General features: G+C 46.7%; 31 protein-coding genes and 3 tRNA genes. 24 read left to right on the top strand and 10 right to left on the bottom strand.

Annotated features, from left to right (window positions below; genetic code table 11):
• The gene (locus GWK75_04330) at positions 1–1,038 is read right to left on the bottom strand and encodes a DUF475 domain-containing protein (protein ID QHU91726.1); all 1,038 of its coding nucleotides are present in this window, start codon (positions 1,036–1,038) and stop codon (positions 1–3) included.
• Between the two features lie 59 nt (positions 1,039–1,097).
• Here GWK75_04330 and GWK75_04325 point away from each other — a divergent pair, with 59 nt between their 5' ends.
• From GWK75_04325 to GWK75_04315, 3 genes are all read left to right on the top strand, one after another.
• Positions 1,098–2,021, top strand: a complete 924-nt coding sequence (locus GWK75_04325; GenBank protein QHU91633.1) for a hypothetical protein — start codon at positions 1,098–1,100, stop codon at positions 2,019–2,021.
• A 74-nt stretch (positions 2,022–2,095) separates the two neighbouring features.
• Positions 2,096–2,329: an AbrB/MazE/SpoVT family DNA-binding domain-containing protein gene (locus tag GWK75_04320; GenBank protein ID QHU91632.1), complete on the top strand. Its 234-nt coding sequence runs from the start codon at positions 2,096–2,098 to the stop codon at positions 2,327–2,329.
• Positions 2,330–4,012, top strand: coding sequence for a DHA2 family efflux MFS transporter permease subunit (locus GWK75_04315; GenBank protein ID QHU91631.1), 1,683 nt, complete (start codon positions 2,330–2,332; stop codon positions 4,010–4,012). It abuts the gene before it with no gap.
• Between the two features lie 340 nt (positions 4,013–4,352).
• On the opposite strand, the gene GWK75_04310 is transcribed toward GWK75_04315, so the two are convergent.
• Positions 4,353–5,093, bottom strand: coding sequence for a thioredoxin domain-containing protein (locus tag GWK75_04310; GenBank protein ID QHU91630.1), 741 nt, complete (start codon positions 5,091–5,093; stop codon positions 4,353–4,355).
• A gap of 81 nt (positions 5,094–5,174) precedes the next feature.
• On the opposite strand from GWK75_04310, the gene GWK75_04305 reads away from it, so the two are divergent.
• From GWK75_04305 to GWK75_04290, 4 genes are all read left to right on the top strand, one after another.
• Positions 5,175–6,188, top strand: coding sequence for a CBS domain-containing protein (locus GWK75_04305; protein QHU91629.1), 1,014 nt, complete (start codon positions 5,175–5,177; stop codon positions 6,186–6,188).
• Between the two features lie 165 nt (positions 6,189–6,353).
• The gene (gene aspS / locus GWK75_04300; protein QHU91628.1) at positions 6,354–8,129 is read left to right on the top strand and encodes an aspartate--tRNA ligase; all 1,776 of its coding nucleotides are present in this window, start codon (positions 6,354–6,356) and stop codon (positions 8,127–8,129) included.
• Positions 8,130–8,199: 70 nt separating this feature from the next.
• Positions 8,200–8,745, top strand: a complete 546-nt coding sequence (locus tag GWK75_04295) for a hypothetical protein (protein QHU91627.1) — start codon at positions 8,200–8,202, stop codon at positions 8,743–8,745.
• Positions 8,742–9,131: a hypothetical protein gene (locus tag GWK75_04290; protein ID QHU91626.1), complete on the top strand. Its 390-nt coding sequence runs from the start codon at positions 8,742–8,744 to the stop codon at positions 9,129–9,131. The genes GWK75_04295 and GWK75_04290 overlap by 4 nt, the downstream gene beginning before the upstream one ends.
• A 5-nt stretch (positions 9,132–9,136) precedes the next feature.
• Here GWK75_04290 and GWK75_04285 read toward each other — a convergent pair whose 3' ends face one another.
• Positions 9,137–9,976: a mechanosensitive ion channel gene (locus GWK75_04285; GenBank protein ID QHU91625.1), complete on the bottom strand. Its 840-nt coding sequence runs from the start codon at positions 9,974–9,976 to the stop codon at positions 9,137–9,139.
• Positions 9,977–10,069: 93 nt separating this feature from the next.
• Here GWK75_04285 and trmB point away from each other — a divergent pair, with 93 nt between their 5' ends.
• From trmB to GWK75_04270, 3 genes are all read left to right on the top strand, one after another.
• Positions 10,070–10,744 carry a tRNA (guanosine(46)-N7)-methyltransferase TrmB gene (gene trmB / locus GWK75_04280; GenBank protein ID QHU91624.1) on the top strand — a complete coding sequence of 225 codons (675 nt, stop codon included), beginning with the start codon at positions 10,070–10,072 and terminating at the stop codon, positions 10,742–10,744.
• 30 nt (positions 10,745–10,774) lie between these two features.
• Positions 10,775–11,188: a hypothetical protein gene (locus GWK75_04275; GenBank protein ID QHU91623.1), complete on the top strand. Its 414-nt coding sequence runs from the start codon at positions 10,775–10,777 to the stop codon at positions 11,186–11,188.
• A 77-nt stretch (positions 11,189–11,265) separates the two neighbouring features.
• Positions 11,266–11,718, top strand: a complete 453-nt coding sequence (locus tag GWK75_04270; GenBank protein QHU91622.1) for a hypothetical protein — start codon at positions 11,266–11,268, stop codon at positions 11,716–11,718.
• A 146-nt stretch (positions 11,719–11,864) separates the two neighbouring features.
• Here the strand turns inward: GWK75_04270 and GWK75_04265 are convergent, their stop codons facing one another.
• Entirely contained in the window at positions 11,865–13,127 is a 1,263-nt protein-coding gene (locus tag GWK75_04265; GenBank protein QHU91621.1) for a hypothetical protein, read from the bottom strand.
• Positions 13,128–13,258: 131 nt separating this feature from the next.
• Here GWK75_04265 and GWK75_04260 point away from each other — a divergent pair, with 131 nt between their 5' ends.
• The 5 genes from GWK75_04260 (at position 13,259) to GWK75_04240 (ending at position 16,338) form a co-directional block, all read left to right on the top strand.
• Positions 13,259–14,107, top strand: coding sequence for a hypothetical protein (locus GWK75_04260; GenBank protein QHU91620.1), 849 nt, complete (start codon positions 13,259–13,261; stop codon positions 14,105–14,107).
• Positions 14,104–14,475, top strand: coding sequence for a hypothetical protein (locus GWK75_04255; protein QHU91619.1), 372 nt, complete (start codon positions 14,104–14,106; stop codon positions 14,473–14,475). Before GWK75_04260 ends, GWK75_04255 begins: the two co-directional genes overlap by 4 nt.
• Positions 14,476–14,521: 46 nt before the next feature.
• Complete coding sequence (locus tag GWK75_04250) at positions 14,522–15,148, top strand: hypothetical protein (protein ID QHU91618.1); 627 nt, start codon at positions 14,522–14,524, stop codon at positions 15,146–15,148.
• Between the two features lie 109 nt (positions 15,149–15,257).
• Complete coding sequence (locus tag GWK75_04245; protein QHU91617.1) at positions 15,258–15,464, top strand: hypothetical protein; 207 nt, start codon at positions 15,258–15,260, stop codon at positions 15,462–15,464.
• A gap of 313 nt (positions 15,465–15,777) precedes the next feature.
• Positions 15,778–16,338: a hypothetical protein gene (locus GWK75_04240; GenBank protein QHU91616.1), complete on the top strand. Its 561-nt coding sequence runs from the start codon at positions 15,778–15,780 to the stop codon at positions 16,336–16,338.
• Between the two features lie 25 nt (positions 16,339–16,363).
• Here GWK75_04240 and GWK75_04235 read toward each other — a convergent pair.
• Positions 16,364–16,439: transfer RNA gene (locus GWK75_04235), tRNA-Ile, on the bottom strand.
• Between the two features lie 145 nt (positions 16,440–16,584).
• Here GWK75_04235 and GWK75_04230 point away from each other — a divergent pair.
• The gene (locus GWK75_04230; GenBank protein ID QHU91615.1) at positions 16,585–17,046 is read left to right on the top strand and encodes a hypothetical protein; all 462 of its coding nucleotides are present in this window, start codon (positions 16,585–16,587) and stop codon (positions 17,044–17,046) included.
• Positions 17,047–17,101: 55 nt separating this feature from the next.
• A tRNA-Met gene (locus tag GWK75_04225) sits at positions 17,102–17,179 on the top strand.
• 65 nt (positions 17,180–17,244) lie between these two features.
• Here the strand turns inward: GWK75_04225 and GWK75_04220 are convergent.
• The 3 genes from GWK75_04220 to GWK75_04210 are packed head-to-tail and all read right to left on the bottom strand — an operon-like array spanning position 17,245 to position 19,641.
• On the bottom strand, positions 17,245–18,621 hold the full coding sequence (locus GWK75_04220; protein ID QHU91614.1) for an FAD-dependent oxidoreductase: 1,377 nt from the start codon (positions 18,619–18,621) through the stop codon (positions 17,245–17,247).
• A gap of 13 nt (positions 18,622–18,634) precedes the next feature.
• Positions 18,635–18,919: a hypothetical protein gene (locus tag GWK75_04215; protein QHU91613.1), complete on the bottom strand. Its 285-nt coding sequence runs from the start codon at positions 18,917–18,919 to the stop codon at positions 18,635–18,637.
• Positions 18,919–19,641, bottom strand: a complete 723-nt coding sequence (locus GWK75_04210) for a hypothetical protein (GenBank protein QHU91612.1) — start codon at positions 19,639–19,641, stop codon at positions 18,919–18,921. Before GWK75_04210 ends, GWK75_04215 begins: the two co-directional genes overlap by 1 nt.
• 250 nt (positions 19,642–19,891) lie before the next feature.
• Between GWK75_04210 and GWK75_04205 the strand changes: the two genes are divergently transcribed.
• Together GWK75_04205 and GWK75_04200 are read left to right on the top strand one after the other, a co-directional pair.
• A complete protein-coding gene (locus GWK75_04205; GenBank protein QHU91611.1) occupies positions 19,892–20,038 on the top strand; it encodes a hypothetical protein in 147 nt (48 codons plus the stop codon).
• Positions 20,039–20,150: 112 nt separating this feature from the next.
• A complete protein-coding gene (locus GWK75_04200; GenBank protein QHU91610.1) occupies positions 20,151–21,437 on the top strand; it encodes a hypothetical protein in 1,287 nt (428 codons plus the stop codon).
• Positions 21,438–21,548: 111 nt separating this feature from the next.
• On the opposite strand, the gene GWK75_04195 is transcribed toward GWK75_04200, so the two are convergent.
• Together GWK75_04195 and GWK75_04190 are read right to left on the bottom strand one after the other, a co-directional pair.
• A tRNA-Met gene (locus GWK75_04195) sits at positions 21,549–21,625 on the bottom strand.
• 139 nt (positions 21,626–21,764) lie between these two features.
• Positions 21,765–21,950: a hypothetical protein gene (locus GWK75_04190; GenBank protein QHU91609.1), complete on the bottom strand. Its 186-nt coding sequence runs from the start codon at positions 21,948–21,950 to the stop codon at positions 21,765–21,767.
• 122 nt (positions 21,951–22,072) lie between these two features.
• Between GWK75_04190 and GWK75_04185 the strand changes: the two genes are divergently transcribed.
• The 5 genes from GWK75_04185 to hflB are packed head-to-tail and all read left to right on the top strand — an operon-like array spanning position 22,073 to position 26,616.
• Positions 22,073–22,339, top strand: a complete 267-nt coding sequence (locus GWK75_04185; GenBank protein ID QHU91608.1) for a hypothetical protein — start codon at positions 22,073–22,075, stop codon at positions 22,337–22,339.
• A 22-nt stretch (positions 22,340–22,361) separates the two neighbouring features.
• Entirely contained in the window at positions 22,362–23,642 is a 1,281-nt protein-coding gene (locus GWK75_04180) for a hypothetical protein (protein ID QHU91607.1), read from the top strand.
• Positions 23,643–23,684: 42 nt separating this feature from the next.
• A complete protein-coding gene (locus GWK75_04175) occupies positions 23,685–23,861 on the top strand; it encodes a hypothetical protein (protein QHU91606.1) in 177 nt (58 codons plus the stop codon).
• Positions 23,861–24,703 carry a tRNA lysidine(34) synthetase TilS gene (gene tilS, locus GWK75_04170; protein QHU91605.1) on the top strand — a complete coding sequence of 281 codons (843 nt, stop codon included), beginning with the start codon at positions 23,861–23,863 and terminating at the stop codon, positions 24,701–24,703. The genes GWK75_04175 and tilS overlap by 1 nt, the downstream gene beginning before the upstream one ends.
• A gap of 53 nt (positions 24,704–24,756) precedes the next feature.
• Entirely contained in the window at positions 24,757–26,616 is a 1,860-nt protein-coding gene (gene hflB / locus GWK75_04165; protein ID QHU91604.1) for an ATP-dependent zinc metalloprotease FtsH, read from the top strand.
• Positions 26,617–26,627: the final 11 nt, after the last annotated feature.

The raw sequence follows: 26,627 nt of genomic DNA, 5'->3' as shown, positions 1-26,627 counted from the left end.
TTATTTCTGTGATGATTTCTGCAGAGACAATCTACTCTCCAGGATGCTGCTTATAATCGCTGTGGCAATAAATATCAGGCCAACCGAACCAGTGAACCACTCAGGTGGCTCTACGTGGTATAACTTTACAAGCATAATAATTCCTAGTGCGAGTATAGCCCAGTGTGCACCGTGTTCTAGGTATTGGTATTTTCCGAGAGTCTTCGCACGAACAAGATAGACGGTTAGAGAGCGTACCCAAAGCGCACCAGCACCCAAGCCGGCCATAATTAGCAATACATTAGTGCTGATTGCAAATGCTCCGATGACGCCATCCAGGGAAAAAGATGCGTCCAGTACATCTAGATATACAAATGACGCAAAAGCTGCCATTCCTACAAGTTGTTTCTTGCCAGATTGCTTACTGCCAAAATATTTACCAAAAAGGTCGAGACTAATATGCAAAATAGCGCCAATAATCGATGCGGCAAGAACTGTAGAGTGATAGCGTTCTTCGACGGTCATGTATAGAATCATCGCAACACATAGCATGACGAGAATTTTGAAACTTTCATACTGTCCAAATTTTGATAACCATCTTTCGAGCCTACCGAGCCAATGGAGGTCTTTTTGCCGATCTAGGAAATAATTAAGCCCAATCATCACTAGAAATGTGCCACCAAAGGCATTTATCATTGGAGCGGCTTTGTGGAGTACTTCAGCGTATGTCTTTGAATCGTTGAGTGCCATGTCTATAACTCCGGTAAAGCCAAGGCCTGAAGATATCATGACGATTACGATTGGCAAAATAAACCGAATGATAAATACTGCAAAAATAATACCAACCGTAAGGAATAGTCTTTGCCAAAATGGCGACATTCTTTCAAGGATTTTGCTGTTGATGACTGCGTTATCGAAGCTGAATGTTACCTCTAGGATAAGCAAAACTATAAACACCCACAACCCGGCTATACCCATCTGATGTGTCGTGTATGCGCCAATTAATATTGTCAGAAGTGCTGATATCCAGAAAATACGAAGTGGATGTGCTGAGTGAATTTTTTTCATACTTCTTATTACTATAGCAAAACATACTTAATTCGAGGTAAGATGTAATTATGATTACGTATTATCGAAGTAGCGAGGATACGCGCAAGATTGAGGAGGTGGCAACCGCGAAAGAGAGTGACTGGGTCCGTTCTGAACGGCCTGGCGCGAGTGATCTCGATGCCTTGCATGCACTTGGGATTGATGCTGGTATTTTGACTGACGCCCTTGACCCGCACGAAGTGCCACGTATCGAGCATGACGATGGTTGGACGTACTTTATTACGCGTGTGCCAGATGTTGGCGACGATTTTAATGACTATACGACGCCTATCATGTTTGCACTTGGGAAAAGTCAAATGGCGACAATTAGTCGTGATCTACTTGGGAGGTTGTGGCAACCGTTTATTGATACGACGACTATACCGACGGCGCGACAATCCCAGCTATTTCTCAGTATGATCGAGATGTTGATGCAGTCATATCAAACACGTGTCGCCGCGATCAATCGTCAGATGCGAGCAGCAACAAGCGATATTAGCGTTCTCAGCCCTCGCGATATAGCGACATTTGTTGAGTATGAGCGGAAGCTAAATGATTATCTCGACGCCCTTATTCCGACCAATGTTGCGCTTGAGAAAACGCTAAATCCACGGACAAAGCTGATTCGGCTAGGTGAAGACGACCAGGAGATAGTTGAGAATCTTTCTGTGGATATAGAGCAGGTGATCGCTAGGTGTAAGTCGCTGCTTCGAACTATCACAAATGTTCGCGATAGCTATCGTGCCGTGATGGACACTCGTCTAAACGAGACTATGCGTATCTTGACAGTTGCAACATTGGCGCTCACGATTCCAACCATGCTTGCAGGGCTATTTGGTATGAATGTTGACTTTCCGTTTAATACGCATGGCACACTGGCGTTTTGGATTGTAGTTGGGACGAGTATCGTTGCGGCAGTCGGCGTTAATTATTATTTTTTGAGAAAACGATAAAAGTATTTGAGCGACTCGGGTATGAAATAGATTAAGTTTGACAGTAGAGTTATACTTGTATAACATATATAACTATGTCATATCATGAAAATATTCAACTCGCAGGTACGGTGACGGTCGGCCCCAAGGGCCAGGTGGTCATCCCGGCGGAGGTTCGCGATTCAATGAAAATTAAGCCTGGCGATAAGCTGGTGGTGCTGTATCTGGAGGAGAAAAAGTCAGTTGCTTTTATCACAGAGCGTCATGCACGAGCGCATATCGTAAAAATGGGTGAGGAATTCACCAGTTTTAAGGTGAAAGAATCGTAAATGTTGCGTCATTTTTCTACACGACAAAAAATTATTGTCATGCTTGCGGTGATGAGCGCGCTGTTTTTGGTGGCGCTTGATCAGACGATCACCTCAACGTCACTCGGTGCAATTGTCAAAGAGTTCAATAGTTTTTCTAGCCTTGGATTTGTTATCACTGCGTATATGCTAACGACAACAGTTACTGTTCCGCTAGCGGGGAAGCTCTCAGATATGTACGGTCGTCGGCCTATCCTAATAACTGGTGTGGCGATTTTTACACTTGGATCGTTGCTGTCGGGAATGTCGCCAACTATCGAGTGGCTTATTGCCTGGCGAGCACTTCAGGGCGTCGGTGGCGGTATTATCACTTCTAATGCCTTCACAATTGTTGGTGATCTATTTTCGCCACGAGAGCGTGGTAAGTGGCAGGGGATAGTTGGAGCTGTTTTTGGTATGAGTTCAGTGGTGGGTCCATTGCTAGGAGGTTGGCTGACCGATGGGCAGTCGATATTTGGCCTAACGACTGATTGGCGTTGGACATTTTTGATCAATGTGCCGATTGGTGTCTTGGCGGCGATTGTTATCATGATGCAACTGCCAAACATCAAGCACGACAAAGAGCATCACCTGGACGTTAAGGGTGCGTTGCTATTGTCGATAGCACTTGCTTCGGTGGTTTTGGCGGTCGATAATACTGAGATATTCTTTGCGGGATTGATTGATGCAGGCATATCCCTTGGATTTATCAAGGGTACACTTTGGGCTATCGCGATGGCTACAACAAGTTTATTCATTGTGGTTGAGCGTCGTGCAAAACAACCTATTTTGTCTCTAAACTTCTTTCGCAATCAAACCTACACCCTCATGCTGATTGTCTCTGTTTTGTTCGGTGCTGGATTTCTCGGGTCTATCCTCTACCTAACGCAATTTAATCAGCAGGTTTATGGTGCAACTGCGTCACAGGCAGGCTTAATGCTTCTGCCTATGATTGGCGGTATGACCATCTCGTCAATTATAGTCGGACAGCTTATATCTAGAGTTGGAAAATACAAGAAATTTATAGTGATAGGTCTTGGAGTCACGACGCTTAGTATTTTGTCGCTGGTTACACTACGTCCTGATACGGTGTACTGGTATGAGGCAGTGATTATGGCCATTTGCGGACTTGGACTTGGGATGGCGATGCCGGTTTTGAGCCTAGCGGTTCAGAACGAATTCGAACAAAAAGATCTCGGGGCGGCTACCTCAAGCGTACAGTTGTTCCGTGGTCTTGGCTCGACAGTTGGCACAGCGCTCCTGAGCGGACTGTTGACTGCTGGAATACTTGTTTCAGTCGGTGATCCACAAAAGATTCCCTACATCCAAACGCTTAAGTCGTCACCAGCCGCTTCGGAGATGTTGAAGAATGGCATTGACGCAGATACTCTACTTCAAATAAACTCCCAAGAGTCCTCAATCAAACAGTCGGCAGAGGGCGGGTTCAAGGGCATTCCAGATCCTCGCGTCCGTAAAGCAGCGACAGAAAAGTTTATAACTCAACAAAGGGATTTTCATAGCGCAATTATCAATGCGTTTACAGATTCGCTTCATAATATATTTATGGTTAGCTCTGGTTTGATGGCGCTGGCGTTTTGTGTCGTGCTCTTTATCAAAGAGCGTCCACTTCGAAAAAATACAAACAGCCGGACGCCAGGTGAATAGCGTAGTTTGCGGGAACGCTATATCGCCCATGCTTGCGTCAAAAAGCTTCGATTTGCTACTCTTGTTCATGGTTCAAAGAAGCGTTACGAGAAATAAACACGCTACGTGAGCTTTAAAAGGTCGACCGACGCTTCCACTAAAGCGAACCAGGAATTAACACATGCCAATAGCAATCAAATTTGCCCCAAGTCGGAGTAAAAAGATCGCGGTGGATGTGGTGCCTGCCAAATGGCAGCTGTATATTGCACACTAAATAGCATATACGCTACAACTCTCGGTTTTAGAGATGATAAAACACCCCAGGCACCCGGGGTGTTTTCGTATATTTTTTGAATACAGACTAAATATTGATACCCGCCTCTTTTAGTGCCGGTATGATAACCAGCTTTTCAAAGGCCTCGGCACTACTCCATACTACAGCAGCGCCTTGGGTATTTTTGCTAACAATTTTACCGTCCTTGAAATATTGATCGCTAACATTTCTACCGTTGATATAGAATCCGGGAGTACCAGTAACCTTATCTTTCTCACCTAGTATCTTGTCAAAATCAATCTTTCGCTTGATATTCGGGTTATCGAGCTCTGACTGGAGCTTGTCTCCATCAATACCGATTGATTTTGCAACAGACACAAAGTACTCGGTCCGTGAAGTGCCAGTTAGTTGATTCCAAGCGCTTTGGTCGCTATACAGCTTATTGTGCATTTCCCAGAATTTACCCTGTAGGCCGGCGGCTTCAGCGGCCGCGGCAGCTGCAAAAGCATTTGGGTGGCTAGTGTAGAGCGGGTAACTGCGAAAGATAAAGCCCATCTTGTCTTTGTACTTATCGACAACTTGTTTGATCGCTAGGTATGAAGATGCGCACCCAGGACACTGGTAATCGCCGTACTCAATGAGAACGACCTTACTTGAGGTGTTGCCGTAGGTGTGGTCTCCTATGTTACCGCTTTGTTCAGAGGCGCTCTGAGCTACTTTGGTGTCAACGTTTGAGACGTCGATACGATTACCTCGTGACGCGTAGATTAGTCCACCCAGCAGCGCGATGCATATTGCCCCAAAAATAAGCCATGTTTTTTTTGTCATACCAAACTCCCTTATTCTAACTAGCTATAGTATACCGCCCATCTCCATAGTGAATCAAGCTATATGGGTTACAATAGAGCTATGCAGACAGTGTGGATTATCTTGTGGAGTATTAGTTCATTTTTGCTAGTCCTTGTTGCCAGTATCACGCCTCGACGTTCGATTTTGTCGCTTTTTGAACTGGAGCGTCGCCGTAAGCAGGGCAATTCATTCGCTGCGGAAGAATTGCGTCGCGAGGTTATGGCAGATGACGTTATTGCCCTTCGGCGCGTAGTCGAAGCGCTGTTGTTGGTAATTTCGGTTGTAACGGCAGTTGGTGGGTTTGGTGTACCAGTTGGTATAGCGATCAGTGTTGTTTTGGCGTTATTTTACGGTAGAGTTGCAAAAGCTGATGTTGTCCATCACGTTGCAGAACGGCTGTTTGAACATTTTGAACCAGCTATTTTACACTTTATCGATAAGAACGATCGGATCATGAAGTTTATTCGGGTGGTTCCGCTCTCAAAAGGGTCTACTGAGGTTTGCTCTCGAGAAGAGCTAGAGCATATTATTGATACGTCGCGGGCAGCTATCACAACCAATGAGCGAAAGTTTATCAAAAACGGTTTACATTTTAATGAAAAAACCGTTGAGAGCGTTATGACGCCGAGGAATGTACTCGAGACGATCGGCAAAGACGAGGTAATCGGCCCGCTGATGCTCGATGAACTACACCGGACCGGACATAGCCGATTTCCGGTGATTGATGGGGATATCGATCATGTGATAGGTGTACTTCATATCAAAGAACTGCTGACGCTCCGAGAAAAAACTACCCAAACAGCTGGTCAAGCTATGGAAAAGAAAGTCTATTATATAAACCAAGACCAGACTCTTGACCACGCTTTAGCTGCATTTCTCAAAACGAGGCACCATCTATTTATCGTCGTCAATGGCTATCGCGAAACGGCAGGGATTGTGACTCTAGAAGACGTGATAGAGGCGTTGTTGGGACGTGAGATTGTTGATGAATTTGATCTACATGACGATCTGAGGGTTGTCGCTGCTCGTAACGCGAAGCACAACAATAATTCAACGCACGGTGCCAATGTCTAAAATAGACAACTTACCGTAATAGTGGTAAAGTATAGCGTAAATGATATACATAGCAGGCGTCAGTAATAGTAATTAACGGGTCGGCATTTTTGCGTAGAGCGACGCAGAAATGTGTATGCGACCCATGACTAGCTAACTAGCGACTAATCTAAACAAGGAATTTTTATGAAACGAACCTACACTAAGCTAACGCCAGCTATGGTCAACCAGCGCGTTATGGTGAGCGGCTGGGTGCACTCCCGGCGAGATCATGGTGGGCTGATTTTTATTGACTTACGTGACCATACTGGTATTGTCCAGCTCGTAGCCAATCCAGATACTCCAGATGCGTTTGCTCACGCCGAGGAACTACGCGATGAATATGTAATCTGTGCCGAAGGTCAGGTGAGGGAGCGCGCTAGTGATCTTCAGAACGACAAGATTCCAACTGGAGCAATTGAGATTGCCGTAGACTCTATTGTAATTTTGAACCGGGCTGAAACTCTGCCAATCCAGCCGTTTGCTGAGGAAAACCAGGCGGGCGAGGACTTGCGCTTTAAGTATCGCTATCTCGACCTGCGCCGTCCGAAGATGCAACAGATGCTGAAAAAACGCGCCGAAATGTACCGACGGATGCATCAGTACATGGATGACCGTGATTTCATTGAGATTCAGACGCCGATTTTGGCAAATTCCAGCCCCGAAGGTGCGCGCGATTTTCTGATCCCAAGTCGTTTGCAGGAAAATAAGTTTTACGCGCTGCCGCAAGCACCGCAGCAGTTCAAGCAATTGCTGATGGTTGGCGGTGTGCCGCGATATTACCAGTTGGCGGCGTGTTTTCGCGATGAAGATCCGCGGGCCGATCGATTGTACGGCGAGTTTTATCAGCTGGATCTCGAGATGAGCTTCGTTGAGGATGGAGAGGAGGTTCGCCGTGAGGTCGAACCGTTGATGCGGCAGCTCGCGACTGAGTTTGCGGGCAAGAAGTTGCTGGACTTGAGCGGTCTCGCGGTCGGTGACGGCAGTCCAATTCCGCGTATTTCCTATCGCGACGCCATGGAGACGTATGGCTCGGACAAGCCGGACCTACGTTTTGGCATGGAGCTGATTGAGCTGACCGATGTATTCGCCAACACTGAATTTGGCGTGTTAAAAAACGCCGAATGTATCAAGGCGATTTGCGTTAAAAATGGCGCCAGTCTCAGCCGTAAGCAAATCGACCAATTCACTGACATTGCTAAGAGTGAAGGGGCAGGCGGCTTAGCTTACATCACCTACCAAGATGGCGAGGCAAAATCACCAATTGCCAAGTTCTTGAGCGAAACAGAGCTCACGGGGATTCAGCAAAAAACTGGTGCGGCTGATGGCGACGCAGTTTTCTTTGGTGCCGACACTCGCCCGGTCGTCAACGCCGTGCTTGGTCGCTTGCGAAACGAATTTGCTACTCATTTCAACCTGAAAGACCCGAGCGTGGTGGCCTTTGCCTGGATTATCGATTTTCCGTTCTACGAATGGGACGACCACGGCAAGAAGCTTGACTTTGGTCACAACCCATTTGGCATGCCAAAGGGTGGGCTGCAAGCACTGGAATCGGCGACGACTGACGCTGACAAGCTCGCTATCGTGGCTGACCAGTTCGACATGGTGATGAATGGCTACGAAATTTGCTCCGGTGGCGTGCGCAACCACAACCCAGCAGTGCTATACAAAGTGTTTGACCTACTTGGCTTTAGCGAAAGCTACGTCGAGGAAAAGTTTGGCGCCATGCTAAACGCCTTCAAATACGGCGCACCACCACACGCTGGCTGTGCCTTTGGTGTTGACCGAATTCTCATGGAACTCATTGACGAAACTAATGTCCGCGAGACCTTGGCCTTTCCAAAGAACGGTTCGGGTGTCGATGTAATGATGGACTCGCCGTCAACAGTCGACCCAATGCAACTTAACGAGCTTGGACTTTAGATACTTAAAGAGTCTCCTAGGTTGGCGCCATGTTTGACCAAGTGGCTTGGCTGAGAGATAATGAAGCAAGATGCTAAAACGTGTATTGATTGCTAGCGCCATACTTACCCTCGTGATTGGGCCTGTTACATATGCCGAGGATCTAGAGAGTGTACTGATGCTTAACGCTAGCCAAATTGCGATGATCCGTACAAATTGCCAGAGCGTACAGGCGACATTGACTGGAATTCACTCGAGCGATGCGCTCTCGCGGGTTCACCTTGGCCAGGAGCATGAAACGATTTCAACTAAGTACATGGCGCCAATGAATAGCCGAGTAGCGTTAGCAAAACTTGACGGTGTTGCACTCACAAAAACTACGGTTGAGTACAATAAGCAGATTGATGAGTTTCGTAGTCTTTATCAGCAATACGAACAGACTATGCTAAGGGCCATGCAGATGAAGTGTAGCGATCAACCAGTTACGTTTTACGATACGATTATCCTTGCACGTTCACAGAGGGCGGCAGTTAGAGAGAAAGTTCTTTCGCTTGCAGGGCTCGTAAAAACGTACCGTGATGGAGTCGAAACGATACGCATGCAGGTTCAAGCAAAGACAGGGAGTTACGCTAGATGACTACAGTTGAATCTCTGAAGCAAGAGGCGGTAACTATGACGCAGTGGCAGCGCCACAGATTTTTTATGCTTATTGCGATGGTTATCATTATTGCGTCTGTATTAGTTGGGGTTGGGCTGAGTCTATATAAACTTAGTGGAGCTGAACAAGTCGATCTCAGTCGTCCAGGCTATCAGTCAATTCGCAAAGATGCCCAGCGTGGCGAGGACGCAAATGATACTTTCCCGGCGACTGGTGCACTTGATGAGTCGGCGTTTAAGTCGTTTTATGGTCGCTACGATAAGCGTGCCACGCGTGTTACTAATGTTGAAAGTTTCGACAAAAAAGCCCTCAGCGATACGTCACTTCAGCTATTGGCTCCCAATGATACTGAAGTAGAGCAATAGTTTAGTTATTTTTTCTTTGGGGTAGTCGGAATTACTGGTATGGTACCGATCTCAATTCCCTCTTGGTCGAATTTCTCTAGGATCCTACGGCGCATTTCTGCGGTAACGCTCCATTGGTCAGAAGGTTGGGTTTTGCCTGAGACGATTAGATTGATGGCGGTTGCAGTAAATTCACCCATCATCACATAACGAGGCGCCTCAAGGACTTTATCTTTCCATTTTTCTTCTGAGGCAAGTTTAAGTCCAATTTTGTCAATAATCTTTGCGACTTTATCGATGTCGGTGTCTGGCGCTACTGCTAGAGTGAATCGCGCCATACTGTAGCCCATGGTTTTGTTAATAATATGCTGTACCATGCCGTTGGGGAAGAAATGAACGTTGCCGTCAACATCACGTATAACTGTCGACCTTACACCTATGCGCTCAACGGTACCGCCAAAACCTTCGATTTCGATAACATCACCGACACGATATTGATTTTCGCTAATTATAAAAATACCCGAGATAAAGTCCTTGACGAGAGACTGAGCGCCAAAACCGAGAGCGACGCCAATGATGCCGGCACTAGCGAACAGTGGCGCAAGAAGCGTGAATGCTTGCTCCTTACCAATGACAGCCTGCAGAATAAAATACAAGGCTATAACTACGACGATGATACGCCAAACATTCGTAAACATACCGCCCAGGGTACGCTGGCGCTTCTCGAGGTCTTTTTTGTGTAAAGTTCGCTGGTAATGAGTAACAAATATGTGGGTCATTAGCCAGTTGATGATAAGTGGCCCAAGCCAATAACAGGCAAGACCGATTAGAATTGTGGTTGCGCATTGGGTTAGTGTTTCAAGCATATGCCTATAGTATACCACTAGTCGCTATAGGTATGATCGTGCTGTTACTTATATGGTTTTTTTCGGTCGATAAGTCACGCTATAATTAAGTGAATGAGTGAATTATTAGACCCAAACGACTTCATAATCACCCGCAAGCGTAAAAAATATAAATTTGCAAAATTTCACAATGCCAAGAACTGTTTTGAGTTTGAGGAGTGGCAACGACAGGCCGTCGATATAGTTGAGGTTGGGGCGGGAACTGGCTTATTTTCGCTAGAGCTTGCAAAACGTCACCCTGAAAAGCGAGTTGTAGCTGTTGACGTAAAGGCGGATAGGCTTCAATTTGGAGCTTATCGGGCACTCGAGGAGGGTGTGGAGAATATTTCGTTTATAAGAGCGCGCGCTGATCAGATCGGTGAGCTGTTTCCTGCCCATCAGGTAAGTAAAATTTGGCTAACGTTTTCTGATCCGTTTCCTCGTCAACGCAGTGCTGGGAGGCGTATGACGCACCCGACATTTCTCCGGCGATATCATGATATTTTGCGACCAGATGGAGGGCTTTATATCAAGCACGACTCCCCGGATTTTTTTGCATGGACGCTAGAACAATTGGTCGGAGAGGGGTGGCTAATTGATGAGTTGGCGTTTAATCTTCATGAGAGTGACCTGTCGGACGACTACAAGATACTGACCAGCTACGAGACACGCTGGCTCGACGACGGTCGAACTACCTCATTCGTACGTGCACGTCCACCGATTGGACAATCTTTAGACCATTTGTCATAATAAAAGTATATACTTTTAACATAAAAATCAATGGAAGATATAGCCTTACTCGTACTGTCGCTTTACGTTGTTGCTCAAGGGGCGGGCTTTGCAACAAAATATTCCGAGAAGGTAGCGGAGGGGTTTCGTGTGCCACGCTATCTTGTCGGGTTTTTTGTGGTGTCGTTTATTTCAATTTTGCCAGAGACATTTATTGCCGTTTCCTCTAGTCTGCAGGGTAATCCGTCGTTTGGTGTGGGTACTTTGCTTGGGTCAAATGTTACTGATTTGACGATTGTTTTTGTAATTTTGGCGTTTGTGGCTGGCAAGTCTGGGCTTCGGATTGAAAAGGGTCTTTATCGAAAAGTTGCCATATATCCATTATTTCTCACAATCCCGATACTACTCGGACTAGACGGAGAGTTCTCGCGCGCAGAGGGGCGGTACTGCTTGTTGTCGGACTGATATTTAGCTTCTTTGTATTTAAGCGTAGTGTTGATGTAAAAACCAGGGAGCGCGGGCTAAAGCACCATGCGCTGAACATGACACTGCTTATTGGTAGTATGGCGATGCTACTGGCGGGGGCACATTTTACAGTCCAGTCCGCCCATCAACTTGCGACTACGCTTGGGATTGCACCAATACTAGTTGGTATCCTGATTGTTAGTCTGGGCACGACCGTTCCAGAGGTGTTTTTTGGTATAAAAGCGATAAAGTCTCATAATCACGGATTAGCAGTTGGTGATGTTCTCGGTTCGGTACTTGCCGATGCGACAACGGTTATAGGTATCGTCGCTCTTATGTCACCATTTACATTCCCACAACGCATCGCCTATGTAGCTGGTGGCTCTATGGTTATAGCGTCAATTATATTGATTATACTGTTTCGGTCAAACTATCGTTTACATCGACGTGAGTCACTAATACTTGTTGGGCTGTGGTTGGCGTATATTATTGCAGAAGTTTTGGTTGCGAATCACTTCTCGGTTTCATAACTACCCATAGCAGGTATCTAGTTTTTCATGTTATCTTTAGTCAAAATATTTTTCGCTATACGACTACTTAATAGGTAGGTGTGTAATATATGATGCAAATTGTAACACCAAGCCTTTTAGTGATAATTTCTTTTTATGGGTCCTTACTAGAAACCATGAGGGTTGAGCATTTTGCGCACCCATCCGTCAATCGTGCCCGCACCCATGCAGAGGACAAGCTTACCGTTGTTGCGTGCTTGCTCGATATGCGACCATAGTTCATCATTCATGTCGGCGTATACAACTATATTTCGATTCGAAAGTTGGCTAGTGAGTTCTTGTGGTTCAAGTGTCGGGAGGTTAGGGTCCTCTCGAGAGCAATAAGTGGGAAGCCAAAATATCTCCTCAGCAAGCTCCATACATGTCGTATAACTCGATCGTACCTGGTGCTGACGAGTGTTTTGGTGTGGTTGGTAGACGAGCACAACGTGATCTGATATCTCGCGAGCCATTTGTAGTGTAGCAGCGATTTCTTTCGGATGATGGCCGTAGTCTGTGTAGAGATTTGGTGCAAGACGCTCGAAACGGCGTGAGGCACCTGGAAATAATTCTAGAGCGGTCCTGGTGCGAGCGGGATTGCCAAGTTTTAGATATTCACATGCTTTTGCTACAAGGGTTGCGTTAGCGCGGTTATGAGCACCTGGCATCTTAAAGTCCATCACCTCTGAATCTTTGAGTTGCCATGTTGTGCGGGGCGGAATAACATTCATGAGCGTATCATGTTTCCACATGATAGCCTGGTTTGACTGGTTGATAAACTCAGTAAATGCATTGACGTAATCTTCCTCAGTCGGATATGTATCAGGGTGATCATAGTCGATCGCAGTAATTAGTGAAAGATGAGGCGTAAAGTGGAGAAAGTTTCGGTCAAATTCATCACACTCGTATATAAAGTACTCTGACTTTGGGTCGAGGTGTCCGCTCGGGGCAAAACTCATGGTTGAGCCAACTGAAAAACTAACAGGAATCCCTAACTGTCGGAATGTCCATACGACCATTGCTGTAGTAGTTGTTTTGCCGTGAGTACCAGCAACGGCGATGAGCTTTAGGTTTTTCTCATTGATAATATAATTAATTAGTTCATCACGCTTGGCGGTGTATATTCCAAGCTCTTTAGCTCGTAGCAATTCTGGGTGGTCTGGAGAGATCGCTGATGTATAGACAAACCAGTCAATCTTTTGCTGACTATGGCAGTAGGCGAGATAGTCGCCAGATTGATCGGTGCTTACACTGATGCCTCGACTCTGTAGTTCTTGGGTCGTCAGACTGTCATGAAGATCGCTGCCACGCACCACGTGACCTGCGTCGCGAGCAATTTCTGCTAGCGGACCAAGACCCACTCCGCCAATTCCACAGAAGTAAATGTTCATGTAAGCTAGTATAGCACGAGCAGGAGTTTATATATGTTTAACCTAAATGCACAAAAATGGCTACTTTTGACCTAGAGATACTATAAGCAAAATGGTATACTGTCTCGACAAGTATTACACATAAGGTAGATATGATAGGGCGAATTATTAGTAGACTTTTGCGACGTCGCCATTATTGGCGGAGTGTTTCATTTGACCAAATAGCAGAACTTTATACGTCGCGCCTAATCACCGTATTTGCCGCTAATATCGTCAATCTTTTTGCAGCTGTTTATCTGTACAAATTAGGTTATAGTCTGATTTTTATTACCCTCTTTTATGCGGTGTGGTACTTGATGAAGATACCGTTTTCGTATCTGGCAGCGAAATATGCGGCCTATTATGGTCCAAAGCACGGTATACTGCTTGCCAACTTACTGCGTATTCCTTCGCTCGTTGCTTTTGCGCTTGTGGGAGTGATAAATGATCATGTGATGATTGCAATAGCTATCTTCGGCCTATTTCAGCAGATGTCGACTACCTTATACAACATGTGTCACATGATCAACTTTAGCAAAGTAAAGCACATTGATCGTGCCGGCAAAGAGATAGGCAGGATGCAGCAGGTTGAAAAAATAGCACGAGTGATTAGTCCGCTTGTAGGTGGAGCGATTGCGTCGATATGGTCTCCAGAGGCGACGATTATTCTTGCATCGATTTTATTTGTATTTTCGGCTGTGCCGTTGTTTCGTACTGTAGAGCCTACAGTAACACGTGCAAAGTTGCGCTTTAGGGGTTTTCCTTGGCGCCTGGCTATTCCGAGTCTCGTGGCAGAAACTGTTGTGGGATTTGATTTTGTAGCTAGCGGTATGGGCTGGGCGCTGTTCGCAACGCTATTTGTGTTTAGTGGACTTGGAGAGGGGTGTATGCGGCGCTCGGTAGTATCGCCTCTCTCGGTGTTTTGGTGTCGATGGTGGCTGCCTGGGTGTTTGGTCGTGTGATAGATAAACGAAAGGGTGATGTGTTGCTAGTCTTTGGTACGGTGGTAAACTCAATACTTCACGTATTTCGACCCTTTGTCCAGACACCTCCGGCAGTGATTGCAACGAACATTACTAGCGAAACAGCGACGAGCGCTTATGCTATGCCGTTTACCAGGGTGTTGTTTGATGTTGCTGATACGTCTGGTTTCCGCATTAGTTATATGATGATGGTTGAGATGATGCTGAATCTCGGTGCAGCGCTCGGTTGTTGTGTGCTTGCTGTCGCGCTGATGACAATTGACCAAAAAAATGCGTTTATGGTGCTATTTTTCGTGGCCGCCGCATACGAGCTGATAATGCTCATAGTCAGTCGCGCGGCACGCTAAAAAAGTGTATACTAAAGACACTAGCAATATGAGGTGGGATTAATTAGTGGCCGATAATCGACAACTTCGAAAAAGCATCAAGCATATTCGAGCTATCAAGACATGGCAACTGATCATTGTCTTAGTATTGATGCTGTTCCTAACAGCGACATTTCTACGCCTCAACAATACTGGCATGATTGCTCGCCGTAACGCTGTTACGTCAGCCGACAAGGCAGGGGATGCACAAGAAACCTCAGCTCGACTTTATGACTTGCAGCGGTTCTCATCTAGCCATATGAACGCTAGCTCGGGTACGCTTTATTTACAGGAACAGTACAATCGAGACGTCAAAAAAGCGATGACAGGCAACAGCCCAGGGGGTGCAGACTCTCCTCAGGCGCGAGCTGATGCCGTCTGTAACCCAAATCTCTCGATTCGGGGCTACAGCAAGGCCTATCAGGACTGTATGTTGGCGGAGCTAACCAAAGAGGGGCAGGTTACTGATCCATCTACTATCAAGCTTCCGAATCCAGCCCTCTATCGCTATGAGTTTAATGCACCCATCTGGTCGCCTGATTTCGCAGGTTGGTCAATCGTTGCTACTTTCTTTGTAATGATAATTACAGTGGTTAGATTGATCGCTCTTGGCGTGTTGAGATTACTGCTTCGGCGTCACTATCGCCAGCTGTAGAGATTGTCTAGCCTTGCTATAGAGGAAGAATAGAGGTGAAAAGTGTTGACAGCCTCAACCCCCTGGGGTAAGCTATCTCTTGTAATAGCTAATAGGAGGTATGACTACAATGGCCTACAAGCACACTAACTCAAAGGGTGTTACCTACTACCTGCACAAGACCGAAGTGACACTTCGTGGCGGTAAACCACAGACTATCTACTTCTTTGCAAAGGTAGAGAAGAACGCAAAAGGTACTCCAGTTGATTTGCCAGCAGATCGCGTTGTCAAAGAAAATCCACGTAATGGATTCCTGACAGTTTCAAAGAAAAAATAATCACTTGAGTGATAGTAAAAAGACCTCCTTTTAGGGGGTCTTTTGGGTGGGAAACTTTATCCTAAAAATAGCTTTACTAGAGATACCGTCTACAGAAACAGTTTTTTGCTAGGCTTGTGGATAACTTTACATATCAAAACGCTTGCGCTCACTATCGATACCATAGTATGCTAAGAATACAAACAAACAGGTGCCAAATTAGCCCCGTCGGATCCCCCGCGACCTCCATATCCGGAGGTTGTCTCCATCGGGGCTTTTTTGATTGGCTGGTTCTCAGATTGACATTAGTTGATACTTATGCTATAATAGAGACATGTTAGAAAAGCTTAACTCTCGCTCCGTACTGATTGACGGCGATGTGCGACCAATTGATGATGCTCCTGAGCTAGCACCGGATACGGCGAGCGCGTCTGAGGACGACAGGTATGAGAGGGCTATGGCTGAGGAGGATCACGAACGAGCGCTTGACGCCCTTCGAGAGATCGGTGAAAAGGCTGGTCCGTCGGTTGATCTTGGTGTACGAGCGCTAGCGCTAGCCCAGGCTCTTGATGAGCATGCGATAGCCAACAAGCTCGAGGGCTACCTTCGCTCAGGTAAACCAATTCAAGATGCAGGGTCGGTCGAGAATTGTCGTCGTAAGCATTTGCAGGCTAGCTCAAGTGCCCTCAGAGAGGCGTTTGGGTATGACCAGATGATTGAGGCGGGGCTTTCGCCGTATGATGTTGATGATGACTATAGAGCCACAAGGATTTTGTTTAAAAAGATATTCCTAGACCCAAAAGACGAACAATCAGCCAAGCGTCGTGCTGAATACAAAAAACGGCTCTCTAAGCAGAGTAACTTAGGGGGTGTAAATAAAAAATCACCGTCTTAGGCGGTGATTTCAGGTGTCGTTTTTTTGGTGGGGGTACCTGGACTTGAACCAGGGACCAACAGGTTATGAGCCCGCTGCTCTGACCACTGAGCTATACCCCCATATTAGAAAATATACTGACACTGATAGGTTCTAAGTCACAACCCGACCTTAAGGCGACTTAGCGGGTGGGCTAGTTGCGACTTAAGTCGCACTAGAGGTATATTATAGCTCATTTATCGCTATTCATCTATAATAAGTTTAGTTATGGCTCTCGTGGGTATCAAAAAAAAGCTTCGTCACCTCTGGAATACGTATGGTACATTAAACAATATAGTGATTGTAGTGGCGCTTCTTATTGCAACGGGTTGGGCGTGGGGATCTATATCGATTATGCAGACAAATTTTGCTGCCCAAAAGATGGTTGATAGCCAGAAGCGAGAGCTTGATCTGATGCAACTTGAGGTTGATACATTGCAGTACCAGCAAAACTACTATAAGAGCGATGAATACAAGGATCTGGCGGCGCGGACAAATCTAGGTCTAGCGGCGCCCGGAGAGAAAGTGTTATTATTGCCAAAAAATAGCCCTGCTGTAGTTATGGCAGACAAAGAAAGTGAAAAAAAATCGCTAGCTCCCTCAACCAGAGCTACGACACCAGCGTCAAGTAATTTTGATCAATGGATAAACTTTTTGCTTGGTAATAACGCCGAAGTCTTGCGCCAATAAGAGGCATGTGATAAGATAGGGTTTGCATCGTTTACGACGTGCAAAAACTTAGTATTGCGGGGTGGAGCAGCCTGGTCAGCTCGCTTGGCTCATAACCAAGAGGTCGCAAGTTCAAATCTTGCCCCCGCGACCAAAGAAAACACCTGTCGGATAGACGGGTGTTTTCTTTTGGACTCACACTGGAGGCTTAGAAAAATCCTACTTTACTAACTTTCCGGCTGCTACACGTACTGCCTCGCTCCAGGAGAGGAAGGCGTGTGGTGTATTTGCAACATCTCGTGCCGTCATGCCGTGTTTAATGGCGAGGGCAAGTTCGTGGATAATCTCGGCGGCGTGAGGGGCGACGACGGTTGCCCCAATCAGAACGCCTCTTTTGTCGGTGATAAGTTTAACAAAGCCATCGCGAAAATCGCTAGTATTGCTGCGGGCAATGATATTTAGTGGGGCTAGCGCTGTATTGACGCGAAGATCGCGTTTAATACAGTCGTCTTCAGTGTAGCCAACGGTTGCAACACCTGGAAAGGTAAAGGTGAGGCGCGGGGTTGCAGTATAATCAGGAGTTATTTGGTTTTTTGCAAATAGATTATGGGCGACAATGCGTGACTCAAGGAGCGCAGTGTGTGTATGGCTAGAATGTCCGAGAACATCGCCAGCGGCATAAATGTGGCGTGCGCTTGTCTGGAGGTGCTCGTTTGTCGTGATGCCAGTTGGATCATAGGCGATAGAGGCATTTTCTAGACCTAAGTCGAGATTTGGTGTGCGACCCGTAGCGACAAGCACTTCGTCGACACGCACTGATTTTTCGACGCCGCCGCGTAGGAAGGTGACTCGATAGCCGAGACCATCTTTGACTGCTGATAGGGTGCGAGTTTGCGTAAGGGCTGTGACTTTTTTGTCTTCACGCAGGATTCGTTCGATTAGTTCACCCACTTCCTCTTCTTCTTTGGGCAAGATTCGAGCGGCTATTTCCGCGAGATATACCTTAGTCCCAAATATTGCGAGTAATTGAGCAATTTCTACGCCAATCGTACCGCCGCCGATAATATAGATACTCTTTGGTGGCCTGGTTGCTTCTAGGATGGTGCGAGGTGTCAGGTAGGGGATTTTATCGAGGCCAGGGATATGGGGTGCGACCCAATGAGAGCCAGTTGCTACCAAAAAGCGTGCGGCTGACAGGTGTTTTCGGTTGACTGACACTTCGTTCGGAGATAGGAAGTGGGCGTAACCCGCAAATGTATCAATATTTTGTGATTCGTAGAACTTGCGATTACCGGCAGCTCCAGTTCGTTTTACGGCGAGATCTTTCCAGGCCAGTACACTTGGGTAGTTGTAGCTGAGAGTCGCCGAGCGGAGGCCAAACCTTGCTCCACGACGGGCTTCATCATATAGTTGGGCGGCATGTAGAAGGGCTTTTGTCGGCACGTCGCTCCAGTTGGGAGAGTCACCGCCAAATGTGTCTGATTCGATAATTGCTACCTTTTTTCCCTCGCGAGCAGCAATTGTTGCGGCGGCAGAACCGCCTGCACCGCTACCGATAACTATCAGATCGTAATCAAAATTGTGTTTTTTTGCCATTTGTGTGGTCTCCTCATATGATGACTTTGTGGTGTTTGTAAAGATATGCGGCATCGGGGTGATAGGTCTCGAGTGCTTTGGCGGCCTGTCGCCGGATATCGGCACTGGTAATCTCAGATTTATTGTCGGTCCAGATTATGACTAGGTCGCACACTTTGCGGGCAGTGTCGTTGGCTAGGCCATCTAGGCTACGGACACTGCGACAGGCGGCATAGACGCTCGCATGTAGTTTGTCTCGGTCAAAACGCTCAGTTGGTCGTTTGCCACCTCTTTTGACCACATCGATAACGTTGCCCACTATCGACCTCCCAGGAGTGATATAGAGTCGGTGACCACTTCATTTGCATATAGGTAAAATCCTAGAATCACTAGTCCACTTCCGGCCGCAAACTGGAGAAAGCGCTTGTTTGTCTCGCGCCATCGTTGAATTCGGCTGATACTATGCCCACTCCCGATGAGTATGGTAACGATAATCATTCCGAGTGAGGCGACGAAAACATAGAGTAGTATACCTAGAAGCTGGAGACGAGGGGGCATAGATACCAGCGAAAAGGCCGTTGCCGTGGTCGGGCCTATAATGAATATAAGTTCTGACAACACACCGCTCATTCCGAGGCTGAAAGCTTCGGTACGCGATCGGGTAGCCTTGATACGATTAGTGAGAAACTGAGCAAATCCACGAGGTATCCATAACGACGTACCACCACCTCGGCGGTAGTAGAAAGTCCAGACTGCAATACCGATTGCAATTATAACACCACAGGCTGCCGACCAAGCAAAAGTTGGAACTTTTTGGTGAAATAGCGAACTACTAACGTAGGATATCATCGAGATAATCAAGCTGGTCATAACTAGCGTGCCGAACAAAAAAGCTCCGATTAATCCTAATGATCGGCCGCGTGGAGCACTTCGTCCAGCTGCATGTCCCGAGAGAAGTGTCACCATACTAATACCAAGCTGGAAGCTGGCATGAATCAGCGCGGCGAGCGCGATGATACTAAAGGTCAAAAGATAATCCATGTTTATTTCGTTCCCTCTTTTGTCATTTATACCATAAGCGTCTCTGTAAAGTCAATTGATGAGGGTTAGTTTTTGGCGTGCTAGAGAGCAGCCATAACCGTACATTACGAGGTGTATATTTCCAGCTTTCAAAGATGGCGGGTGACATAGTCAACCAGGAATCAACTATTTTGTATAAAGGTATTGCTTTTTTTGCAAGTTTGTGCTATATTAGACGTATAAGTCAATAAAAAACAAAAAAGGCAAAAATATGGAAATCACAACTGACACAGAGTTGGTTAATATTCATGATACTCTCGGGCTGGCAACCTGGAATACCCCGCGTTCGCTTAGTGAATTGCGCAATTTCGTATCTATGCATGAAGAAGCATTGGATGTCGAGGACTTTGACTTTTGATACGTGTCTAGCCTCTAGTTAGGGGCGTTAGTTGTTTATCAGGCTCATGCAAGACTGCAGCCAAAAACCGCTTATGGTATACTGCTAAGTATCTAACTATGAGGACAATCATATGAGCGAAGAGCCAAGAGATGAACAGAATGTAAAGACACTTCGAGATGAGTCCCCTGAGGGGCGACCAAAGGAAGGTGCTGAACAAGCGGTTACATCAGAAAAAACCGAGAAAGTAATTAATGATGCCGGGCCAACATCAGAAGCGGGTACTAAAGACACTGAATCCGTCAGTCCTCCTCCAGTTGGCGGAGAAGCCAGCGCTGCTGTAGCCAGTGAGCCATCAGTACCTGTGCGGACGCCAGGCGGTCTGCTTGTCTTGCAGTGGCTTAGTTATGCATTTTGGTTCCTGTACGGCGTGTCAATGAGCTGGTTGGCGGTGTTAGTTGTGAAGTTCTTTACGACACAAAACCATTCTTCAGAGTGGTCTGAGGAGTCTGGGCTAGTTTATCCGCTTGCCGCTGTTATTGTCATGTCGATCAGTGCTTTGGTTGCGGATTGGTTTTACGCCAAGCATGAGGTGGTCCATAAACAGGGTGGAGCTAAAATTATTATGCTACTTCACGCCGTTCCGTTTGTGCTGATGTCAATAGGCAGTTTGATAGCGATGGTGTTCTCGCTTTTGATGATGATGCTAGGCGGTTCGGTTGGCGACAGTAACGAGTCGATTCGGGTTCTCCTAGTGGGGCTAGTTATGGCGATTGTCTACGGTTCGCTTGCATTTCGAGTTGTATTTGGCGGACGCAAGGCAATAATCCGTAGGGTTATCTGGGTGGTTTTGGGCACATTGGCACTTGGGTTTACCGTTGCAGCGTTTGTCGGTCCTGCGCTTGAGACGTCACGTACAAAACAGGATCACTTAGTAGAGTCGGCGCTATCGTCAATTGCAAGCGACATTAGAGCGTATACACGAAAAAACAAAAAGCTTCCAAGTTCACTGAACGACCTAGGGGGCTCTGGCTTATCGCAGTCTAATACTGATAAGCAGGTGATCGACAAAAAACTAGTGGATTATAAGCCAAATACGCATCCAGCTAGTGGTGGTGGTTGGTTAAATAAAGGTGGCCCCGGGTTGGTTGATCCGTTAGCTGGACGATCGAACAACAGTAAGGACCAACGATTTTATTATCAGCTTTGCACGAATTATCGTAGTGAGAAAAAGGCAAGATCTAGCTATGTTTCCGGTATGAAAGCTAACTATATAAAAGATGCTGGGGTAGGAACAATAGCAGATTATTGGAGCGATTATATATACAGCACAGCAAGCCATCCAGCTGGTCAGGTTTGTTATTGTATGCACGCGGATACATCGCGATCTACATCTTATCAATATGATATAGATGACTAGCTAGAGACAAATTAAGTAAACTAAAAGGGTCTCCATCGGCGGCCTTTTTAGTTTGGAAATTTAGGTTAAAAAATATTTGCCAACGTATTGCTGACAAATATTTATAATTTCTGGTAGCACCAGGTAGGCTTGAACTACCGACCTCAGGCTTATGAGTCCTGCGCTCTAACCAGCTGAGCTATGGTGCCAAACTTTGGTTAATTATACCAGAGCTTGCAGAGATTTTCTAGAGGTTCTATACTGAAAGTATTCCAGGCGATACACACTGGCCGGCTGGCTAAGCGTCCCTCGCCTAATGGGTATATCGGTTGTCTTTCGGGCGAATTGCTAGAAACGGGCGAAAGCACGGGCAACATATTTCAATAAGCGTTTCTCTAAAAAGATAAAGATAATCTGCTCAGCCATCACTGTAACAGCTGGTTTATTGTCAGTAGATTTCAATCTAGGTTTTTGGCACTTGCTTGCCGCCTGGATTATCGGAGATAACTTGAAATGATCGATCGATTGACCCATTACACTTTTTGGACTTTTCAAAAATTAAATTACTCTTGCTCGACCGAGGCGGACATTAAACGGTCTGGGCCGACAACTTTTTCGATCTGGTTGTGGCAGATTTGGCGTGAGGGGGTAAAAACGTGAACGAGGAACTGATTCTTAACGAACGGATTGAGGTGATAGCAACCTTTGGCTCAGGCCAAAATCTGTGCGTGCCACGTAGGTTTAGGCGGTTGAGTGGTAGAGAGGTTGATATTACGGAAATTGGTCTATGTCATCCCGTTAAGCACGGGCTACGAACCGTGCATGTATTTGATGTTACCGATGGCATGGCGGATTATCGACTGGAGCTTGATAGTGAGCGATTGGTTTGGCGACTAGTGATGGAGGGAGATAGGGTAGAATGAGGGTGCTATATGAGGTGGGCTGATGAATTGTAATTGGGGATTTAATACCAGTCGGCCCTTAGTAATGCACGTCGACCTCAATAGTTGCTTTGCTACGATAGAACAACAGGCGCGACCAATGTTACGTGGAAGGCCAGTAGCGATAGTCAATCGTCGAGCTGAACATGCAACAATCGTAACAGCTAGTTACGAGGCGAGGGCAAGCGGTGTATCGCTTGGCATGAGTCTTTCACAGGCGAAGCAACTTTGTCCTGATTTGGTAGGGGTAGAGAGTGACCCGCCAAAATATCGCCATGTCTATCACAAGTTGATTAGCATTATGAGCGACTATAGTCCACACATCCAGATGAAGTCGATCGATGAGGGGGTGATTGATTTTACTAGATCAACTGACCTAATAAAGAGGCGTGATCTCGTGGAGGTGGGGTATGAAATCAAGAGACGACTTAAGGAGGAGATAGGCTGTCATATGCGCTGTAATATTGGGATTGCGCCTAATCGCTTCCTCGCTAAGATGGCAGCGAGTTTACATAAGCCTGATGGACTTGATGTGATTAACCACGAGAATTTGCGAGAGGTTATGTCTGAGCTGACCCTAAAAGACCTCACCGGTATCGCGTCTCGTAACGAGCGTCGACTAAATGCTGTCGGTATTTATACGCCACTTGATATGCTTGATGCGACGCCAGAGATGCTGCATGAAGCTTTTCATAGCGTTTGTGGTGAACGGTGGCATCAGAGATTGCGTGGATGGGAAGTTGACGACGTGGATTATGACCTAAAAAGTTGTGGTAGGCAGTATGTTATGGAGGTGCAGGGAGCGTCGCGAGAGGTCGTGATGGCGCGGATGCATAACCTCGTAGAGTCAGTTGGCGCAAAGCTACGCAAGGCGGGTAAGTCGGCGCGAGGGGTCGGGGTGTATGTGCGCATGTCTGACGGCGATTCTCTGGGATCGAGCAACGGTCGTTGGGGTAAAAAGGGTGGATATTGGCACGAAAAATATTTAGCACCCCTGCCCTTTTATAGCGATCAGGCTATTTGGCGGATTACTAAGCGCTTGATGGCGCACGCACCGACGGGTGATGTTCGAGAAATTGGAGTTCATTGTTATCATCTCCATGATGGACTTGGCGATCAACTAAGTCTTTTCGGTGATGAATTAGCACGTGAACAGCGAGTGGTGTGGGCGATTGACGAAATCAATGCACGCTACGGCGATAGGACTATTCATTCAGGCAGCACACTCGGGACCGACGACCTGGTTAAGCAAAAGATTCCATTTGGTAGTACCAGGTACTTATAAATAGTCTAAGCTGACTTATATGTACGTTGGTATAATAAACGCATGAGCCAAAAGACGATAGTGATGATTTTGATGGGTATTGGCGTGGCGATTGGTGCGATACTACCTTTTTTGTGGGGTGCGGGAGATGTTCTCGGTGGTATGCCAATTCTTAGCGGTTTTGTTGGCGGTATTGTTGGGATTTGGTTGGGCGCTAAGGTGGTAAAACGAATTCGCTGATGAATTATATTGTTGCTGTCAGTGGCGGTGTTGATTCAGTGGTGCTACTGGATATGCTCACAAAAACTGACCATCGACTGATTGTCGCTCATGTCGATCATGGCATTCGTGGCGACGACAGCCAGGCTGATGCACGTTTTGTGCGCGTACTTGCCGGGCTATATGGACTACCATTTATTTCGACGTCGCTTCATCTTGGATGTCGAGCAAGCGAAGAGTCTGCTCGTAAGGCTCGGTATGGTTTCTTGTTTGAGCAAGCAAAAAAATACAATGCTAAGGTCGTCACTGCGCATCATCGTGATGATTTGGTCGAGACAATTGCCCTCAACCTCTGCCGTGGTACAGGCTGGCGAGGGCTAGCGGTACTCGGTCGCTCTGATGTCGTTCGTCCGCTAATTTCGCTTTCTAAGGATCAGATTTATGACTATGCTATTCGAAATAAGCTCGAATGGGTGGAAGACTCAACAAATAGTAGTGAGGTGTATTTACGAAATCGATTGCGTCGGCGAATCGGTCGTTTATTATCGGCGACGGACTCAATAAAGTTGGCGAAGTTGAGAGCGCGACAATTACAGCTGAGACATGATATCGATCGAGAGGTGGGGCGACTTGGTATATACGCTAGAGGTAGTCGGTATTTTATTGGGCAGATTGACGAGACGTGTGCTGTTGAATTGATAGGAGCTGAGATAGAGTTGCTACGAGGGAATAGATTGCTGCGCCAGCAACTAATTCGTGCGCTCTATGCGATAAAAGTTGGACGGCCAGGTACGAATTATGATGTTGGCGATAGCGTTAGACTCCATCTGACCTCTCGAAAATATGAGGTAACGGTGATATAATTGCGAGAGTTATTTCTTGAATTTTATTTGTGCAGGGAAAGGACAATAATTTGATGCCGAAACGACCAAAAGCAAACCTGAGTAATACGATTCGTCTGGGGCTGTTCTGGGCAATTCTGATTTTGGCGACCCTAGCCGTTTGGGCGTACACGACGACACGCGAGACGCTCAAAGATGTCGCGATATCTCAGGTGATTAGTGATGCTAACGCAGGAAAGCTGAAAAGCATCAAGGGTGAGGGCAGTAACCTCACGATTACCCGTAAAGATCAAGACAAGCCGTCTGAGAAGTCATACATTCACGGTGGCGTCTCGGCACTTCTAAAGGACAACATCCTCAACGATACAGGCAAAAAGGTTGTGTCAGATAGCGCACCATCAGAGGCTGGAACGACGTTTTGGAATATTGCGACGATTATAGTCCCCGCCCTACTAATTATCGGGCTATTCTTGTTGATGATGCGTCAGGCTCAGGGCCAGAGTAGTCAGGCGATCAACTTCGGCAAGTCAAAGGCGAAGTTGTACGGACTCGATAAAGAGCGAGTTGTGTTTGATGATATCGCTGGTAACGACAGCGCAAAGCAGGACCTGGAGGAGGTGGTTGATTTCCTCAAGCACCCTAAAAAATACGAGACACTTGGCGCTAAGATTCCAAAGGGCGTGTTGCTTGTCGGCAATCCTGGCACCGGTAAGACGATGTTGGCTCGTGCTGTCGCGGGCGAGGCTAGTGTCCCGTTCTTTAGTATTTCTGGCTCAGAGTTTGTCGAGATGTTTGTTGGCGTTGGCGCCAGCCGTGTCCGAGACCTGTTCCAAAAAGCCAAGAAAAATGCACCAGCAATCATATTTATTGACGAAATTGATGCGGTGGGTCGTAAACGCGGTAGCGGTATGGGTGGTGGCCACGATGAGCGTGAGCAGACGCTTAACCAGATTCTAGTTGAGATGGATGGGTTTGAGGCTGGTACAAATATAATTGTTCTGGCGGCAACCAACCGAGCCGATGTACTTGACCCTGCTCTTCTCAGGCCGGGTCGGTTTGATCGTCATACGACAATTAGTCTACCAGAGCGAAAAGACCGCGAAGCAATTCTAAAAGTTCATTTCAAAAATAAACCAGTTGACGATACTGTAAACCTAGATAAATTAGCCGCCAAGACTGCCGGTTCAAGTGGAGCTGATCTTGCAAATATTGCTAATGAGGCAGCAATTGTTGCCGCTCGTCGAAATGCGAAGCGGATTTCAAACGACGATTTGACAGAAGCGTTTGAAAAAGTCGCAATTGGTCCTGAGCGCAAGACAAAAGTGATGAACGAACAAGAAAAAGAGATGACGGCGTATCATGAGGCCGGTCATGCGATCGTTGGCCATGTGTTGCCAGATAGCGATCCTGTTCATAAGATTACGATTATCCCTCGTGGTGGGACTGGTGGTGTGACATGGTTTTTGCCTCCTGAAGACAAGAGCTACACGAATGTCTATGAGTTCAAAGATATTTTGGCGCGGGCAATGGGTGGACGTATAGCGGAGAAGTTGATCTACGGCGATGATGGTATCACAACTGGTGCCGGGTCGGATCTACGCAAAGCGACAGAGATTGCGCGCGATATGATTATTGAGCAGGGCATGGGGAGTAAACTTCGCGACCAGGTGTTTCATGAAGACAGCGGTGGCATGGTGTTTGATAAGATCACACACGAGCGACCGTATAGTGACGCAACGGCGCAAGAGATTGACAAGGAGGTCGAGGCGCTAATCAAAGAGGCGGCTCGTCGTGCTGAAGTGGTGTTAAAGGCTAATCGTCCATTGCTTGATAAGTTAAAGGCCGCGCTGATTGAGCACGAAACTCTCGAAGAGGAAGAGGTCACAGATATTATGGTTGGAGCGAAGCTTCCTGTGGAGGCAAAGCTCCACTAGGAGCCTTGACA

The sequence above is a fragment of the Candidatus Saccharibacteria bacterium oral taxon 955 genome, assembly GCA_010202265.1.
Lineage (GTDB): Bacteria > Patescibacteriota > Saccharimonadia > Saccharimonadales > Saccharimonadaceae > Saccharimonas.
This window is presented reverse-complemented; position numbering and strand designations above follow the sequence as displayed.

Coding starts and splice junctions, on each gene's coding strand:
- GWK75_04270 (QHU91622.1), top strand. CDS start 11,266: ATGACACTGCTTATTGGTAGTATGGCGATGCTACTGGCGGGGGCACAT.
- GWK75_04190 (QHU91609.1), bottom strand. CDS start 21,950: ATGGGTCAATCGATCGATCATTTCAAGTTATCTCCGATAATCCAGGCG.
- GWK75_04210 (QHU91612.1), bottom strand. CDS start 19,641: ATGGATTATCTTTTGACCTTTAGTATCATCGCGCTCGCCGCGCTGATT.
- GWK75_04315 (QHU91631.1), top strand. CDS start 2,330: ATGTTGCGTCATTTTTCTACACGACAAAAAATTATTGTCATGCTTGCG.
- GWK75_04220 (QHU91614.1), bottom strand. CDS start 18,621: ATGGCAAAAAAACACAATTTTGATTACGATCTGATAGTTATCGGTAGC.
- GWK75_04275 (QHU91623.1), top strand. CDS start 10,775: ATGGAAGATATAGCCTTACTCGTACTGTCGCTTTACGTTGTTGCTCAA.
- GWK75_04285 (QHU91625.1), bottom strand. CDS start 9,976: ATGCTTGAAACACTAACCCAATGCGCAACCACAATTCTAATCGGTCTT.
- GWK75_04325 (QHU91633.1), top strand. CDS start 1,098: ATGATTACGTATTATCGAAGTAGCGAGGATACGCGCAAGATTGAGGAG.
- trmB (QHU91624.1), top strand. CDS start 10,070: ATGAGTGAATTATTAGACCCAAACGACTTCATAATCACCCGCAAGCGT.
- GWK75_04265 (QHU91621.1), bottom strand. CDS start 13,127: ATGAACATTTACTTCTGTGGAATTGGCGGAGTGGGTCTTGGTCCGCTA.
- GWK75_04260 (QHU91620.1), top strand. CDS start 13,259: ATGATAGGGCGAATTATTAGTAGACTTTTGCGACGTCGCCATTATTGG.
- GWK75_04205 (QHU91611.1), top strand. CDS start 19,892: ATGGAAATCACAACTGACACAGAGTTGGTTAATATTCATGATACTCTC.
- hflB (QHU91604.1), top strand. CDS start 24,757: ATGCCGAAACGACCAAAAGCAAACCTGAGTAATACGATTCGTCTGGGG.
- GWK75_04175 (QHU91606.1), top strand. CDS start 23,685: ATGAGCCAAAAGACGATAGTGATGATTTTGATGGGTATTGGCGTGGCG.
- aspS (QHU91628.1), top strand. CDS start 6,354: ATGAAACGAACCTACACTAAGCTAACGCCAGCTATGGTCAACCAGCGC.
- GWK75_04295 (QHU91627.1), top strand. CDS start 8,200: ATGCTAAAACGTGTATTGATTGCTAGCGCCATACTTACCCTCGTGATT.
- GWK75_04320 (QHU91632.1), top strand. CDS start 2,096: ATGTCATATCATGAAAATATTCAACTCGCAGGTACGGTGACGGTCGGC.
- GWK75_04290 (QHU91626.1), top strand. CDS start 8,742: ATGACTACAGTTGAATCTCTGAAGCAAGAGGCGGTAACTATGACGCAG.
- tilS (QHU91605.1), top strand. CDS start 23,861: ATGAATTATATTGTTGCTGTCAGTGGCGGTGTTGATTCAGTGGTGCTA.
- GWK75_04230 (QHU91615.1), top strand. CDS start 16,585: ATGGCTCTCGTGGGTATCAAAAAAAAGCTTCGTCACCTCTGGAATACG.
- GWK75_04310 (QHU91630.1), bottom strand. CDS start 5,093: ATGACAAAAAAAACATGGCTTATTTTTGGGGCAATATGCATCGCGCTG.
- GWK75_04180 (QHU91607.1), top strand. CDS start 22,362: ATGAATTGTAATTGGGGATTTAATACCAGTCGGCCCTTAGTAATGCAC.
- GWK75_04305 (QHU91629.1), top strand. CDS start 5,175: ATGCAGACAGTGTGGATTATCTTGTGGAGTATTAGTTCATTTTTGCTA.
- GWK75_04245 (QHU91617.1), top strand. CDS start 15,258: ATGGCCTACAAGCACACTAACTCAAAGGGTGTTACCTACTACCTGCAC.
- GWK75_04200 (QHU91610.1), top strand. CDS start 20,151: ATGAGCGAAGAGCCAAGAGATGAACAGAATGTAAAGACACTTCGAGAT.
- GWK75_04240 (QHU91616.1), top strand. CDS start 15,778: ATGTTAGAAAAGCTTAACTCTCGCTCCGTACTGATTGACGGCGATGTG.